The organism is Arthrobacter sp. zg-Y40 (assembly GCF_020731535.1).
Lineage (GTDB): Bacteria > Actinomycetota > Actinomycetes > Actinomycetales > Micrococcaceae > Arthrobacter_B.
Genome location: NZ_JAJFZS010000008.1, coordinates 747630 through 763575, shown reverse-complemented (window position 1 = coordinate 763575; position 15946 = coordinate 747630). Strand labels below are relative to the sequence as shown.

Here is a 15946-nt window from a genome sequence, read left to right as displayed (position 1 = left end):
CCCGCGGGGGGCGGGGTTTTACAAAACACCCACGCGGGGGGGGGGGGGGGGGGGGCCCCCCCCCCCCCCCCCCCGCTGCATTTGTTCCCGGCGCCTGAGCGCGCCGCTCGTTTCCCGCCCCCAGCTCCGCCCAGCAGTACAGAAAGCACCATGACCAACTCTTCACCGGACACCCCGCAGGACACCGGAGCCAGGCGTCCTGCCAAGGCCAAAGCGGCCTTCGCCATGCTCGCCCTGGCGGCCGCCGCCCTCGTTGCGGACCAGCTCACCAAACTGTGGGTAGTGCGTACCATGACCGAGGGACAGGTCACCGATGTCCTGCCGCCGCTGCTGCGGTGGCATTTCATCCGCAATCCCGGAGCTGCGTTTTCGATCGGGACCGAGTTCACCTGGGTGTTCACCATCATCATGGTGCTGGTTTCAGGTTTCCTCGTGTACCTGATGATCCGGGTCCGTTCGCTTGCTTGGGCCACGGCCCTTGGCTTGGTGCTCGGCGGTGCCCTTGGCAACCTGACGGACCGGCTCTTCCGTGCGCCCTCCTTCGGGCAGGGCCACGTGGTGGACTTTATCGCCTTCCCCAATTTCGCCATCTTCAATATCGCCGATTCCTGCGTGGTGTGCGGCGTGATCCTGGTCTGCCTGCTGACCCTCCGCGGCATCAGCCTCGACGGGACACGCACGCTTCCTTCCGCCAAGGAACCCGCTGCGGCCAACGACGGCGAGGAGCAGCGATGAACGAGTTGCACGCCGTGTTCGCGGTCCCGCCCGAAGCTGACGGCAAACGCGCGGACGCCGTCCTGGCCGGCCTGCTGGATGTATCCCGCTCCACTGCCGCAACATGGTGCACCGACGGGTACTTCAGTTCCGCCGGCAAGGTGCTGGGCAAGTCAGACAAACTGCACGCCGGCCAGGAAATCACCGCCGACGTCCCCGAACAGCGGGACCCGCTGGCCGTCGTCGTCGAGCCGGTGGAGGACCTCAAGATCCTGGGCGATGACGAGCACTTCGTGGTCATCGACAAACCCGTGGGTGTGGCAGCGCATCCCTCTCCCGGCTGGGTCGGTCCCACCGTGGTGGGTGCCCTGGCCGCTGCCGGCTACCGGATCTCCACGTCCGGTGCTCCGGAACGGCAGGGCATTGTGCACCGGCTCGACGTCGGCACCTCCGGGGTGATGGTGGTGGCTAAAACGGAGCACGCCTACACGCTGCTGAAGCAGGCTTTTAAGGAACGGACCGTGGACAAGATGTACCACGCCGTCGTCCAGGGCCTGCCCGATCCGCTGAAGGGCACCATTGACGCCCCGATCGGGCGGCACCCGGGCTATGACTGGCGCTTCGCCGTGGTCGAGGGCGGCAGGCCGTCGGTGACGCATTATGAGGTGCTGGAGGCCTTCGGGAAGGCCTCCCTGGTGGAGGTGCACCTGGAAACCGGGCGCACGCACCAGATCCGCGTCCATTTTTCTGCCCTGCGGCATCCCTGTGCCGGTGACCTCACCTACGGCGCTGACGCCAAGCTTGCCGCCGAGCTGGGGCTTACGCGCCAGTGGCTGCATGCCCGACAGCTGGGCTTCACCCATCCCGGCACCGGTGAGCATGTGGAGTTCGTCAGCGAGTACCCGCAGGACCTTCAGTACGCCGTCGACGCCCTGCGCAGCGGCGAGGTCTAGGCACGCACCCCGGCCCGGCCCGGCAGTGACGCAGGCTCCGGCGCGGCGGCGGCAAAGCGCTCCCGCGCCGGGGCCTAGAATGTACAGGTGGCTTCAGCAACTAGTACGTCCAAATCGTTTGCCCATCTTCACAACCACACTGAATATTCCATGCTGGACGGCGCAGCACGGCTGACCGACCTGTTCAGCCACGCCGAGGAACTGGGCATGAATGCCCTGGCGACCACCGACCACGGCTTTGTGTTCGGCGCCTTCGACTTCTGGAACAAGGCCCGCAGTGCCGGCATCAAGCCGATCGTGGGCGTGGAAGCCTACCTGACACCGGGCACCGCGCGTGCGGACAAAACCCGTGTGAAGTGGGGCGACGGCGGACGCAACGACGTCTCCGGTGCCGGTGCCTACACCCACATGACCATGTGGGCCGAGAACACCGAGGGCATGCACAACCTCTTCCGGATGTCTTCGCTGGCTTCCCTCGAGGGTTACCTCTACAAGCCGCGCATGGACCGGGACCTGCTGCAGACCTACGGCAAGGGCCTGATTGCCACCACAGGCTGCCCCTCCGGTGAAGTACAGACCAAGCTGCGGCTGGGCCTCTACAAGGAAGCCGTGCAGGCGGCGTCGGATTTCCGCGACATCTTCGGCAAGGAGAACTTCTTCTGCGAGCTGATGGACCACGGCCTGGACATTGAGCGCAACGTCCAGGCGGACCTGGTCAAGCTGGCCCGCGAGCTGCAGCTGCCGCTGGTAGCCACCAATGACTTGCACTACACCCACGCCGAAGACGCGTCCGCGCACGCGGCCCTGCTGTGCGTGCAGTCGGGGTCCTCGCTGGCGGACCCCAAGCGGTTCAAGTTCGACGCCGACGAGTTCTACCTGAAGTCCCCGGAGGAAATGCGGGCCATTTTCCGCGACTACCCCGACGCGTGCGACAACACCCTGCTCATTGCCGAGCGGTGCGACGTCGAATTCAACACCAAAGCGTCCTACATGCCCCGCTTCCCCTGCCCGCCCGGGGAAAACGAGGAATCCTGGTTCATCAAGGAAGTGGAGACCGGCCTGCACTACCGGTTCCCGAAGGGCATTCCCGACGACGTCCGCAAGCAGGCCGAGTACGAGATCGGCATCATCACCCAGATGGGCTTCCCGGGCTACTTCCTGGTGGTGGCCGACTTCATTAACTGGGCCAAGAACAACGGCATCCGGGTGGGACCGGGCCGCGGTTCCGGTGCCGGATCCATGGTCGCCTACGCCATGCGCATCACCGACCTGAACCCGCTGAACCACGGGCTGATCTTCGAGCGCTTCCTGAACCCGGACCGCGTCTCCATGCCTGACTTCGACGTCGACTTCGATGATCGGCGCCGCTCCGAGGTGATCCACTATGTCACCGAGAAGTACGGCGCGGACCGCGTGTCCATGATCGTCACCTACGGAACCATCAAGGCCAAGCAGGCACTGAAGGACTCCTCCCGCGTGATGGGATATCCGTTCTCCGTGGGCGAGCGGCTCACCAAGGCCATGCCGCCGGACGTGATGGGCAAGGGCCTGTCCCTGCAGGACGTGCATAACAAAGACGCCAAGCGCTACGGCGAAGCCGACGAACTGCGTGAACTGCTCAAGTCCGATCCGGACTCGCAGCGCGTCTTCGACACCGCTTTGGGCCTCGAAGGGCTGAAGCGCCAGTGGGGCGTGCACGCCGCCGGCGTCATCATGTCCTCGGACCCGCTGATCGACATTATCCCGATCATGAAGCGCGAGCAGGACGGGCAGGTGATCACGCAGTTCGACTACCCGACCTGCGAAGGCCTGGGCCTGATCAAGATGGACTTCCTCGGCCTGCGGAACCTGACGATCATTTCCGACGCGATCGAGAACATCAAGAACAACCAGGGCGTGGACCTGGACCTGGAAAAGCTGGAGCTGGACGACAAGGGTTCCTACGACCTGCTGGCCAGCGGCGACACCCTGGGTGTGTTCCAGCTCGACGGCGGGCCCATGCGGTCCCTGCTCAAGCTGATGCGTCCGGATAACTTCGAAGACATTTCCGCCGTCATCGCCCTGTACCGTCCCGGTCCCATGGGCGCGAACTCACACACCAACTACGCCTTGCGTAAAACCGGCGTGCAGGAAGTCACCCCCATCCACCCGGAGCTGGAAGAGCCGCTGCGGGAAATCCTGGACACCACCTACGGCCTGATCGTGTATCAGGAGCAGGTGATGTCCATTGCCCAGAAGGTGGCCGGCTTCTCGCTCGGCCAGGCAGATATTCTCCGCCGCGCCATGGGTAAGAAGAAGAAATCCGAGCTGGACAAGCAGTACGCCGGCTTCCACCAGGGCATGGTGGACCGCGGCTACTCGGAGGCAGCCATCAAGGCGCTATGGGACATCCTGCTCCCGTTCTCCGACTACGCCTTCAACAAAGCCCACTCGGCCGCCTACGGCTTGGTGTCCTACTGGACCGCGTACCTCAAGGCGCACTACCCGTCCGAATACATGGCCGCCCTGCTCACCTCCGTGGGCGACGACAAGGACAAGCTGGCCCTGTACCTGAACGAGTGCCGCAAGATGGGCATTACGGTGCTGCCGCCGGACGTGAACGAATCCTCGGTGAACTTCACCCCTGTGGGCACGGACATCCGCTTCGGCATGGGCGCCATCCGCAACGTGGGCGCCAACGTTGTCCAGGCCATGGTGGCCGCCCGCGAGGAAAAGGGCGCGTACACCAACTTCAAGGACTTCCTGATGAAGGTCCCCGCGGTGGTGTGCAACAAGCGAACCATCGAGTCCCTGATCAAGGCCGGCGCGTTCGACTCGATGGGCCATGCCCGGCGTCCGCTGGCCATGATCCACGAAGAGGCCATTGACTCTGTGGTGGTGCTCAAGCGCAACGAGGCCGTGGGCCAGTTCGACCTGTTCGCGGCCATTACGGACCAGGAACCGGAAGACTCGATCAGCATCGATATCCCGGACCTGCCGGAGTGGGAAAAGAAGGACAAGCTGTCCTTTGAACGCGACATGCTGGGGCTTTACGTCTCCGACCATCCGCTGCAGGGCCTGGAGGGCATCCTCAGCCAGCACGCCGACTCCTCAATCACGAACATCGTGGGGGAGGAGGGGCCGCCCGACGGCGCCATTGTCACCATTGCGGGCATGATCACCTCGCTGCAGCGACGGATCGCCAAGAACAGCGGCAACGCCTATGCACGCTGTGAGATCGAGGACCTCGCCGGGTCCATGGAAGTGATGTTCTTCGGCCAGGTCTACGGTCCCATCGCGGCCGTGCTGGCCGAGGACCTGATTGTGGTGGTCCGGGGCCGGCTGCAGCGCCGCGACGACGGCGCGGTGACCCTGAACGCGCAGGAGCTCACCGTTCCCGACCTCAGCGAGGGCCACTCCGGGCCGGTGGTCATTTCGATGGCCACCTACAAGGCCACGGAAACGGTGGTCTCCCAGCTGGGTGACGTGCTGCGCACCCACCCGGGCACGTCCGAGGTGCAGATCCGGCTGAACGGCTCCCGCACCGTGGAAGTCATGAAGCTTGGCGTGGACATGCGGGTGAACCCCACGCCGTCGTTGTTCGGCGACCTGAAGGTGCTGCTGGGTCCGGCCTGCCTGGACGCCTAGGCGTTTAGGCAGGCCGGCCGGGCCGGCGCCCTAGCTGGCGCTGGACACGGGCATCAGGACGTCCTCCGTGGTCCAGCGGTTCACCACGTTATCCATTCCGGCGGCCCTGAACGCCAGGACTGCTGCTCCAATCCGGCTGCCGGAGGTCCCGAGCATGGAGAGACGGAGATCGGGGGCATCCCGCCATGCGAGTGAGCCGGACAACTCCCGGAGCAGCGGGTCCAGTAAGGCTGACCCGGCGCGGGACACGCCGCCGGTCAGGACGATGACGGCAGGATCGGTCAGCAGGGTCAGCGTCTTGAGTCCCAGCGCAAGGGCCGTGATGCCCTCGCGCCACACGCGGTCGGCCAGTGGATCGATACCCAGCCGGGCAACAATGCCCGGCACGTCCAACCCTGCCTCGCCCCCGGAGGCGGCGAAACGCCGGGCCACCCCTGCGCCGGAGAAGTAGGCCTCCAAGCAGCCGAACTGGCCGCAGGTACAGCGTTCCCCGTCCGGTATGACCGGGATATGGCCCAACTCACCGGCTGTGGCAGACGCGCCGGAAATACGATGGCCCCCGCTTTGGATTGACGCGGCAACACCTGTTCCCACAGCAACCAGCACGGAGTCGCCGGAACCGTGTGAAGCTCCGAAAAGGTCTTCGGCCAGGCCACTGGTTCGGACGTCATGGTCTATGTGGACGGGGACACCGAGCCTCTCCGTGAGGAGGCGCTTCAGCGGAACGTTGGACCAGCCGAGGGAAGAGGCATACCGGATGATTCCCTCTTGGGAGTCCACCATTCCCGGCGTGACGACGCCTGCCCCTGCGACAACGCACCCGTCATCCTCCGCATAGTCGCGGAGGTCCTCCGCGAGGGCCAGTATCCGCTCAATGGATTCGTCGCCCGTAACACCTGCCGGGACGGTACGGGAGAGCAGGGTCCGGCCTGATGCCGCCACCAGCGCTCCCTTGATGTTGGTGCCGCCTACATCCACGGCGAGAACCACTGCGTCGTGACGGGGAGCAGAGGGTGAGCCGTCTGCTGCTGCGGACTCCAGTGCCGCGAAGAGGCTGCGGACCATGTCCGGGTCTGTCTGCAGCGTTCCGTCCATGCGCGGCGACGGAGTCTGGGCCCGCAGGTGGATTTCGCCTGCACCGGTCGCTGCGACAATTTCCCTCACGTTGGCAGGGCGGACCGATCCACCCACCAGGACCGACGGCGCGGACGGAGCGGCCTTGGAGAGGCGGACCAGCTCAGCCAGCACTCCGATCCCCTCGGCTGCCGGGTGCGGGCCGCCCGAGGTGAGGACACGCTGCACACCCAGCTGCGTGAGCTCCTGGTACGCCTTAAAGGGATCCCGTGCCAGATCGAAGGCTTTGTGGAAAGTCACGGGGAGGGTGCCTGCGGCCGCCATTAGCCGGCGCATGGCGGTTACATCCACCTCGCCGTCGCTGGTGAGCACACCCGTCACGACTCCTACCGGGGTGCCGGCCCCGGACGCCGCGGCTTCGATTGCTTCCAGATCCCGGCACATCGTCTCGAGTTCAGCGTTGCTGTAGACAAAATCGCCGCCGCGCGGCCGTACTATGACTTGGACGCCTACCCGGTTCACCGCCCGCAGCACGGCCAGAACCGCACCCATACTCGGCGTGGTGCCGCCTTCGCCCAGGTTTGCGCACAACTCGATCCGGTCCGCACCTGAACGGTCCGCCACCAGGGCCCCGTCGACGTCATCGACGCAGAGTTCCACGGCTATGCGCCGCACTGCAGGCGTACACCCGTTTGCTGACCTCACCACCGGGGCACCGGGTTTTCGGCCCAGGCAGCAACGTCCGAACCAATCGATATCCGGCCAACCCGTTCCGAGCCGCCGTTGATCGGCAGGTCCATCAGTGCTCCGGCACCGGAAGTGTCGACTCCGAGGGCCTCCAGGACCTTAAGGGCTATCAGCGTGGTTGCCCGCGGGTTGCCGTCGACAATCTTCATGGCTACTGCCTGGCCGGTCGACGCGGACATGCCGATAACCCCTTCCGCCCCGCCCTTGGCAAGGACGCCGGGTACAAGGGTCATGGCGCTGCTGTTTGCATGCCCTGTTCCGCCGACGTGGAAAGGGTTGGCACGCATGGCATCGGCTACCAGGCGCTCCGGAGTCCCGGGGGACGCGGTGACGAGGGTGCGGAACGCCTGCGCAAGCCCAAGGACCGTGGTGCTAAACAGCGGCGCTCCGCATCCGTCGACGGCCGCGTGCTCAACCGGAACGCCGGTAGCGCGTTCCACGGTGTCCCGGACCATGAGCTGCAAAGGATGGGCCGGGTCCAGGTAGCCTGCGGTGTCCCAGCCGTTGGCGGTGCAGGCCAGCAGCATGGCGGCGTGCTTACCCGAGCAGTTCATGTGGACCCGGGAGCGCGACTTGCCGGCTCTTATCAGGCGCTCACGGCTTGCTTCGTCCTCGGGCCAATCGGCCGGACAGGCAAGGGCGGAATCATCCAATCCCGCCCGCTCCAGGATGCTGCGCACCGCCTCTACGTGGGCGTCCTCCCCGGTATGGCTTCCGGCGGCGATCGCCAGTTCCGGGCCGGACAGGTCGGCGCCGGCGCGCAGGCAGGCAAGAGCCTGCAGCGGCTTGGTGGTCGAACGCGGCAGCACCTGCCCTGAGCCGGCACCGAGGCTGGCGGCGACGTTTCCATCTGCGTCAAGTGCCGCCAACCAGCCGAAATGGCGGCTTTCAGTGACACCGGACCTTATGACGACGGCGAGTTCCGCGAGCTGTTCGGCTGCGTTGGATATGCGGGCGCTGGCCGTGCCAGGCGCGGCGGGGGATACCACGGGGGTGCTCCTTTACTGGGGGCGGGGGAAGTCGGAAAAGGGTGCGCCGGCCACAGGTACCGGTCCTGCAGCGGCCCGGCGCGGGCTTCGTTTGGGAGGGCGTGTCCGCAGGCGGGCGGCGAGGGCGGAAAGGATGCCGTTGAAGACGAGATAAACCAGGGTCACCACGAGGAATGTCTGGATGAGCAGCCCGTTGAAGGCGGAGAGCACCTGACCGCGGTACAACAGCTCCGTGAAGGCGACTATGTATCCGAGCGAGGTGTCCTTGATGAGGCTTACCAACTGCGTCACGAGGGACGGCGTGGCAAAACGCAGTGCCTGCGGCAGGACAACAAGACGGCTTGCCTGCCCCTCCGACATGCCGAGGCTGAGTGCAGCCTCCCGCTGGCCGCGGGGGAGGCCGAGGATCCCGGCACGGATAATCTCCGCAAAGGCAGCCGAGTTGGCGACGGTGAGCGGGATGACCAGCTTCCAGATCAGGGGGAAGTTGAGGCCCAGCTGCGGAAGGCCGAACAGCATCAGGTAGATGAGCAACAGCACGGGTATTGTCCGGGCAGTTTCGATGTAGCCTGCGCAGATCCATCGCACGGGTGCGAAGCGGCTCAGGCGGCCGAGGGCAAGGAGGAGTCCCAGCGTCCCGCCCAGGACGGCAACGAGGGCTCCGGCCTGCAGAGTTCCCCACAGTCCAACGAACAGGTACTGCCAGATGGGCCAGGAGAGGAACGGCGTCCACTTGTCCGGGTGGAGCTGGCCTTTGGAACCGAACTGGATCAGCCCGCTGATAATCACGCCCAGAAGCGCGAAGATTGTGATCACGGACCATATACGTATGTTCCGCCTGGCCTTCGGGCCCGGCTCGTCATAGAGGGACAGGGTCGCCTGCGCCTGCACGCGGGTACGGGCAGCGGACTTGGCAGGTACGGCGGTAGTCATCGGAGAACAGCCACCTTTCGCTCGATACGGCCGGCGCTGAGTCCGATGCAGAGGGCAAGAAGCATGTAGGTCAACCCCGCGGCGGAAAAGATCAGGATGGGCTGTGCCTCAACTAGGTTCAGTTTGTTGGCTGCGGACGTCAGTTCCACCACACCTACGGCAGCGGCCAGCGCTGTGTTCATGGTCAAAGCGATCATCACGTTGCCGATGGGTTGCACGGCCGCCCGCAGTGCCTGCGGCAGGACGACGAGGCCAAGTGTTTGCCGGAGGGTGAAACCCAGGGCGCGGCTGGCCTCTATCTGTCCGTGGCCCACGGTGTTGACTCCGCTTCTGATGGCTTCGGAAACGTATGCAGCTTCATAGGCCGTGAGGACAAGGACGGCCGTTGGGGTGAGCGGCAGGATGAAACCGGCATCCGGCAGCGCGAAGACGGCAAGGATCAGGAGGGCAAGCAGGGGAACATTGACGAAGAACTGCACGTAGGCAAAGGCAGCAGCCCGCAGGGGCGGAATGGGGCTGATCCGGGCGGCGGCCACGAGTGTGCCGAGGATCAGTGCTCCCGCCCCGGCGATGATTGCCATAACAACCGTTGTTCCAAGGGCATGGAGGAAGGCGTCGGCACTGTCGGCAAAGATGTCCATCTATTTCCTTTGAGTATGCGGCGGGCGAATGCCCGGTACGGCGCCCGGCGGCGCTGCCGCGGCGCCCGGTGTGCAGTGACACCGGGCGCCGGGCAGGCGGACTAACTGCCGGGAACGGAACCGATTTCGGGGGCGCTGGGTGCCTCTGCCTCCACGGCTTCGCCGAGCGTGGCATCCCACACCTTGCCCCAGGTGCCGTCGGCCTGGATCTTCTGGAGCCATTCGTTGATGAAGGCCTTGAATTCCTCATCGTCGTGCTTCAGGCCGATGCCGTAGGACTCCGTAGTGAAGGGCTGGCCCACCACCTTAATGGAGGTGTCATCTGCACTGTGTGAGGCCAGGAGCGTGAAGTCCTGCACATAGGCATCCCCGCGGCCCTGCTTGAGTGCCTGCAGTGCCTGCGGATCCGTGCCGAAGGACACCAGGGTGGCCGTCGGCTGCTTTTCGGGTACGGCAGTCACTGCAGGTGTGTTTGCGCCGACAATAACGGTTTTTCCGCCGAGGTCATCGATGCCGTTGATGTCCTTGTTGTCGCCTTTCACGGCAACGGCCAACCCTGATTCCAGATACGGTCCTGCGAAGGAGATCTGCTCGGCACGCTCCTCGGTGATCGTGTAGGTATTGAACACTACGTCGACCGTTCCGTTTTGGAGCAGGGCTTCACGCGTCTCGGACGCCGGCGGGACGATCTTGATATTCGGTTCGCCCAGGATGTAGATAGCCAGCAGTTTCGCGAGATCGGCATCAAATCCTTCGATGCTTTCGGGGTTTGCGGGGTCCTGCTGAGACAGCAGCGGTGCGTCGAGCGCGGCCCCGACGATCAGCGTTCCCCGTTCCTTGATCCGGGCCATGGTGGACTCGGGCAGTATGGCTGCGGCGTCGGCCACGACCGCGTTTGCGTAAACCTCCTCAAGGTTGGAGGGCTGGGTCGAACTGCCGGCTTCGGCTCCGGGGACGGCGGTATCGCCGCCGCCGCAAGCCGAAACGCTCAGCAGTGCAGTCAGTGCAAGTACGGCAGGTAGGAGCCGCCGGAAGGGGGATGTGCTGCGCAAGGTGTGGCCTTTCTTCTGATGTGGACGGCAGGCGCCGCTGATAGTTGGTCAGTGAGTAAGGATTCTGGAGAGGAATGCCCGCGCCCGTTCAGAATCCGGACGGGCGAAAAACCGTTCCGGTGAGCCGTGCTCGATGATGCGGCCCTCGTCCATAAAAACAACACGGTCGGCGGCCCGCCTGGCGAAACCCATTTCGTGGGTGACTACCACCATGGTCATTCCTTCTTGGGCGAGGGAGACCATAACGTCCAGCACCTCAGTCACCATTTCGGGGTCCAGGGCCGAGGTTGGTTCGTCGAAAAGCAAAACCTTGGGGCGCATTGCCAGCGCGCGGGCAATAGCTGCGCGCTGTTGCTGTCCGCCCGAAAGCTGGGCCGGATAACTGTCGGCCTTGTCGGCGATGCCAACACGTTCAAGCAGTGCCATTCCATCTGCCCGGGCCGTCTTCTGGGCAACGCGCCGCACTTTGACAGGTGCGAGCGTGACGTTCTCGAGGATGGTGCGGTGCGCGAAGAGATTGAAGGACTGGAAAACCATGCCAACGTCACAGCGAAGCGTCGCAAGCGCCCTGCCCTCTGCCGGCAGGTCCCTGCCGTCCACGAGGATCTGCCCGCTGGTTACCGTCTCCAGCCGGTTGATGCACCGGCAGAGGGTGGACTTGCCGGATCCTGACGGGCCAACCACCACTACCACCTCACCGGTGGCCACGCTCAGGTTTATGTCCTTCAAGACGTGGTGCTCACCGAAGTGTTTCTGCACATCCCTCAGTACCACCATGGCACCCGGCTTATCCGGAGCAACGGGTCCGGGGAGGCCGGAGGAATCATTAACCAGTGCCATCGAGCTGCCTTTTCCTGAACCCTGACCTGCAGCTTTAGCCGGCCGCGGCGCCGTGTTCTGTCGTTGGTGTGACTCACCACACACTATCCGAGGTTTTCCAAAAATAAACCTAAGCGGTAAAAGTTTCACAGATATTTCGATTAACTTTCTATAAACTTGGACTAAGTTAAGAGGGAGCTATCGAACAGATTGGGAAAACATGGCTGAACGATTGAGCGGAAATGCTGCTGGCCCCTCCCGCACTGTGGACCTGATCGGACTTATCCGAACGGGCCGCGCGGGATCCCGCGCGGAACTGGCAAAAGCCACGGGACTCTCTCCCTCCACGGTGGCAACGCGGATCGACGCTTTGATCGCGCGGGGGCACGTTGCAGAGGTTGGCGAGGGGGAATCACGCGGCGGACGCCGCCCGCGGCGCCTGGAAATCAGGGCGGATGCCGGGCTGGTGGGTTGTATTGACCTTGGCGTTGACCGCACCTCGTTCGGGGTGGCCGATTTCGCTGGTAACCTCCTCGCTGAACACCATGCGGCCCTCGATCTTGCAGCTGGTCCGGAGATTATCCTGACTTCCGCAACGGCCCGGCTCAAAGACATGGTCGAGCAGGCCGAGGCAACGGGATCCGGCCGGCTAAGGGGTGTTTCGGTGGGAGTGCCCGGACCGGTGTCGAGCGCTGATTCCCGCATTGTTGCCCCGTCCCGCATGCCCGGCTGGAACGGGACGAACGCAGCGGAGATTATTCAGCGGGAGCTGGGGGTGCCCGTCATAGTTAATAACGACGCCAATCTCATGGCTGCCGGGGAACTGCTCAACGGCACCGACCCGGTCACCTATCCGCACCAGATTTTCGTCAAAGCCGGCACCGGTATCGGCTGCGGGATCATTGCCGGCGGTGAACTGTACAAGGGCAGTAACGGGTGGGCAGGGGACATCAGCCATGCGGCGGTGCAGGGTGCTCCTGCGGTGCCTTGCTCCTGCGGCCGGACGGGATGCCTGGACGTGCTCGCTTCCGGCGCCGCGCTTGTCCGCGAGATGCAGCTGCAGGGCCATGATGTACAGACGGTGGAGGCGATGATCGACCTCGCCCGCGACGCCCATCCCGCTGCAACCGGACTGCTGCGCGGCGCCGGAGTGATGACCGGCGGTGTCCTCGCAACCAGCATTAATTTCTTTAATCCGAACCGGCTGGTCCTTGGCGGCGTCTTGGCGGGTTCAGCGGTTTTCGTTGCCGCGGTGCGCTCGACCCTCTACTCGGATTGTCCGCCCATGGCCACTGCGGAACTTGTTGTGGAGGTCGCCCGGCATCCCCAAACCGGTGGCCTGCGCGGCGCCGCCCGCTTGATGCTTGATGACATCTTCTCCGGGGAGGAGTTCCGGGCCTGACGCCCGGCGACGCACAGCGGAACTGGTAGGAGCCCCGGAGGCTTGGCTGGGTAGAATGATATGCGTGAATCCAACCAGTCCCGAAGCAGCCTTTGACTCCTTCCGCACCATCGACCTGCGCGGACGGCACCTGCGCCCCGCGGAGCTCAAGGGTGCCATGCCGCGTGCCGAAACGACGTTCGACGCCGCGTCCGACGCCGTCTCAGCCATCATCACCGACGTCCGTACCCGCGGATTCGCCGCGCTGACGGAACTGGCAGAGCGTTTCGACGGCGTTCAGCAGCACACGGTGCGGGTGCCCGAAACCGCGCTGGACTCAGCGCTGGAGCAGCTGGACCCGGCGGTCCGTACGGCACTGGAAACGGCCATTGAGCGGACCCGGATTTTCGCTGCCGCCCAGCGTCCCGCCGACGCCGAAGTGGAAATCCGCCCCGGTGCCCTCCTGGCCCATAAATGGGTGCCGGTCTCCCGGGTGGGACTGTATGTTCCGGGCGGGCTTGCGGTGTATCCCTCCTCGGTAATCATGAACGTTGTGCCGGCGCAGGCCGCAGGAGTTTCCTCCCTGGCACTGGCCTCGCCGCCGCAGAAGGAATTCGGCGGGCTGCCGCACCCCACCATCCTCGCTGCGGCCAAGCTGCTGGGCATCACCGAGGTCTATGCCGTGGGCGGCGCCCAGGCCATTGCCGCCTTCGCCTACGGGGTGCGGGAGGATGAAAATAATGCCGCCATCCTGCCGGTGGATGTTGTCACCGGCCCGGGCAACGTCTTTGTGGCCACCGCCAAGCGGCTGGTCAAGGGCGTAGTGGGAATCGATTCCGAAGCGGGACCCACGGAAATCATGGTTCTCGCCGACGAAACCGCTGACCCGCGGCTCGTGGCCGCCGACCTGATCAGCCAGGCCGAACACGATCCCAATGCCGGGTCGGTCCTCGTCACGGCGTCCGAATCCCTCGCTGAAAAGGTCCGGGCTGAACTGGACGTCCAGGTCCGGGCCACCAAGCACAGCGACCGTGTGCGCACGGCCCTGTCCGGCCCCCAGTCCGGCGTTATCCTCGTGGACGGGCTGGAGCAGGGCATTGCGGTATGTGACGCCTACGCTGCCGAACACCTGGAAATCCAGACGGCCGATGCCGAAGCCGTGGCCGGCCGAATCCGCAGTGCCGGTGCCATCTTCGTGGGCAACTACAGTCCCGTGAGCCTGGGTGACTACTGCGCCGGGTCCAATCACGTGCTGCCCACCGGCGGCACCGCAGCCTTTTCCTCGGGGCTGAACGTCACCACCTTTATGCGCGCCATCCAGATGATCAACTACAACCGTGAGGCGCTGCAGGAAGTCAGCGGCGACATTGTTGCCCTTTCCCTCGCCGAGGATCTGCCGGCGCACGGGGACGCGGTCACGGTCCGTTTCGAATAACCGCTAACCCTTCGGGATACCCGCAACATGTAGTAGGAGCACCTACTACATGTTGTGGTCCTCCACTTGGTGCTCAGGCAAAGTGCGCCCTATAGTGGGAGCACCATAAGGCGCCTTCCCGAAAGGACGGGACATGTACTGTCCGTTTTGCCGCAACGCCGACTCCCGCGTCGTGGACAGCCGCCTGGCCGACGACGGGTCGGCCATCCGCCGCCGGCGGCAGTGCCCGCAGTGCGGCCGCCGTTTCTCCACGGTGGAAACCACCAGCCTCAGCGTGATCAAGCGTTCCGGCGTAGCCGAACCCTTCAGCCGCAGCAAGGTCATCAACGGCGTGCGCAAAGCCTGCCAGGGCCGTCCGGTCAGCGAGGATGACCTGGCCATGCTGGCCCAGGAAGTGGAGGAATCCATCCGGGCCAGCGGTGTGGCTGAAATCGACGCGAACGGCGTGGGGCTGGCCATCCTCACCCCGCTGCAGAAACTGGACCAGGTGGCGTACCTGCGCTTTGCCAGCGTCTACCAGTCCTTCGACTCGCTGGAAGACTTCGAGACGGCCATTGAAAAACTACGGGCCGAAGCGCAGCAAAACCGCGGGCGGGTCCCGTCCGGCGCGCAGCGCCCGCTGGGCGCCCAGTAGGTCCCGGGCCGGATCCGGCCAGGGGACCCAATAGCTTTAGATGCGATAAAGCGGCGGAAGGGAGAATCCCTTCCGCCGCTTTTGCGCGCCGTTTTTGTGCGGTGCTGCCGTCCGGCTACTTGATGTACTTGAAGTGCAGGGCCGCCTGCAGGGCGCCGCCCACAATGCCGGCGTTGTTCTTCAGGTTGGCGGTGACCAGCGGGGTGCGCAGGTCCAGCATCGGCAGGAAGTCCTCGCTGCGCTTGGAGATGCCGCCGCCGATCACGAACAGGTCGGGGGAGAAGAGGAACTCCACGTGGGAGAAGTAGCGCTGCAGCCGCTTGGAGTATTCTTCCCAGCTGATGCCGTCCCGTTCGCGGGCGGACGCGGAAGCCTTCGTCTCGGCGTCGTGGCCGTCAATCTCCAGGTGGCCCAGTTCCGCATTGGGGACCAGCACGCCCTTGTAGATCAGCGCCGAGCCGATACCGGTGCCCAGGGTGATCACCAGTACGGTGCCGTCCACTTCGCGGCCGGCACCGTAACGTGCCTCGGCGAGGCCGGCGGCGTCGGCGTCGTTCATGACCTGGACATCGCGCCCGAGCGCCTTGGTCAGCAGCGCGTCGACGTCGGTGTCCACCCAGCTCTTGTCGACGTTGGCCGCGGAGCGGGCGATGCCGTGGGAGATGATGGCCGGGAACGTAACGCCCACCGGAACATCGGGGCCGGGTCCCTCCGGGCGGGAGGAGAGCTCGGCGACGATCTGCCCCACAACCCCGGCTACGGCTTCGGGGGTGGCCGGCTGCGGGGTGGGAATGCGGTAGCGTTCGCCAATCAGCTTGCCCTTGGACAGGTCGACAATGCCGCCCTTGATGCCGGTACCGCCGATATCAATTCCGATGACGGCGTCGACGTGCTTGTCGGACTTATGCTTCTTGGCCATGGTTCTCCAGTAGTAGTTCTGAGCTCGG

Annotated in this window: 13 protein-coding genes; 6 read left to right on the top strand and 7 right to left on the bottom strand. The window is 64.8% G+C overall.

Translation table 11 applies throughout. The features are described from left to right. Positions 1–150: 150 nt before the first annotated feature. The 3 genes from lspA (at position 151) to dnaE (ending at position 5294) form a co-directional block, all read left to right on the top strand. Positions 151–735 carry a signal peptidase II gene (gene lspA, locus LJ754_RS10985; RefSeq protein ID WP_227926579.1) on the top strand — a complete coding sequence of 195 codons (585 nt, stop codon included), beginning with the start codon at positions 151–153 and terminating at the stop codon, positions 733–735. Next, entirely contained in the window at positions 732–1667 is a 936-nt protein-coding gene (locus tag LJ754_RS10980) for an RluA family pseudouridine synthase (RefSeq protein ID WP_227910862.1), read from the top strand. The genes lspA and LJ754_RS10980 overlap by 4 nt, the downstream gene beginning before the upstream one ends. Before the next feature lie 87 nt (positions 1668–1754). Further along, positions 1755–5294: a DNA polymerase III subunit alpha gene (dnaE, locus tag LJ754_RS10975; RefSeq protein WP_227910863.1), complete on the top strand. Its 3540-nt coding sequence runs from the start codon at positions 1755–1757 to the stop codon at positions 5292–5294. A 30-nt stretch (positions 5295–5324) separates the two neighbouring features. Here dnaE and LJ754_RS10970 read toward each other — a convergent pair whose 3' ends face one another. The 6 genes from LJ754_RS10970 to LJ754_RS10945 form a co-directional block, all read right to left on the bottom strand. Continuing rightward, positions 5325–7028, bottom strand: coding sequence for a copper homeostasis protein CutC (locus LJ754_RS10970; protein WP_227926578.1), 1704 nt, complete (start codon positions 7026–7028; stop codon positions 5325–5327). Positions 7029–7069: 41 nt separating this feature from the next. After that, a complete protein-coding gene (locus LJ754_RS10965; RefSeq protein ID WP_227910865.1) occupies positions 7070–8104 on the bottom strand; it encodes an asparaginase in 1035 nt (344 codons plus the stop codon). A gap of 12 nt (positions 8105–8116) precedes the next feature. Beyond that, on the bottom strand, positions 8117–9037 hold the full coding sequence (locus LJ754_RS10960) for an amino acid ABC transporter permease (RefSeq protein WP_227926577.1): 921 nt from the start codon (positions 9035–9037) through the stop codon (positions 8117–8119). Then, a complete protein-coding gene (locus LJ754_RS10955; protein WP_227910867.1) occupies positions 9034–9678 on the bottom strand; it encodes an amino acid ABC transporter permease in 645 nt (214 codons plus the stop codon). The genes LJ754_RS10960 and LJ754_RS10955 overlap by 4 nt, the downstream gene beginning before the upstream one ends. Positions 9679–9779: 101 nt before the next feature. Next, entirely contained in the window at positions 9780–10730 is a 951-nt protein-coding gene (locus LJ754_RS10950; RefSeq protein WP_227910868.1) for a glutamate ABC transporter substrate-binding protein, read from the bottom strand. A gap of 48 nt (positions 10731–10778) precedes the next feature. Then, positions 10779–11507, bottom strand: a complete 729-nt coding sequence (locus LJ754_RS10945; RefSeq protein ID WP_227926603.1) for an amino acid ABC transporter ATP-binding protein — start codon at positions 11505–11507, stop codon at positions 10779–10781. Between the two features lie 262 nt (positions 11508–11769). Between LJ754_RS10945 and LJ754_RS10940 the strand changes: the two genes are divergently transcribed. The 3 genes from LJ754_RS10940 (at position 11770) to nrdR (ending at position 14999) form a co-directional block, all read left to right on the top strand. Continuing rightward, positions 11770–12951: an ROK family transcriptional regulator gene (locus LJ754_RS10940; protein ID WP_227926576.1), complete on the top strand. Its 1182-nt coding sequence runs from the start codon at positions 11770–11772 to the stop codon at positions 12949–12951. Positions 12952–13006: 55 nt separating this feature from the next. Continuing rightward, complete coding sequence (gene hisD / locus LJ754_RS10935; RefSeq protein ID WP_227926575.1) at positions 13007–14365, top strand: histidinol dehydrogenase; 1359 nt, start codon at positions 13007–13009, stop codon at positions 14363–14365. A 133-nt stretch (positions 14366–14498) separates the two neighbouring features. Then, a complete protein-coding gene (gene nrdR, locus LJ754_RS10930; protein WP_227910871.1) occupies positions 14499–14999 on the top strand; it encodes a transcriptional regulator NrdR in 501 nt (166 codons plus the stop codon). Between the two features lie 115 nt (positions 15000–15114). Here nrdR and ppgK read toward each other — a convergent pair whose 3' ends face one another. After that, the gene (gene ppgK / locus LJ754_RS10925; protein WP_227910872.1) at positions 15115–15918 is read right to left on the bottom strand and encodes a polyphosphate--glucose phosphotransferase; all 804 of its coding nucleotides are present in this window, start codon (positions 15916–15918) and stop codon (positions 15115–15117) included. Positions 15919–15946 lie beyond the last annotated feature (28 nt).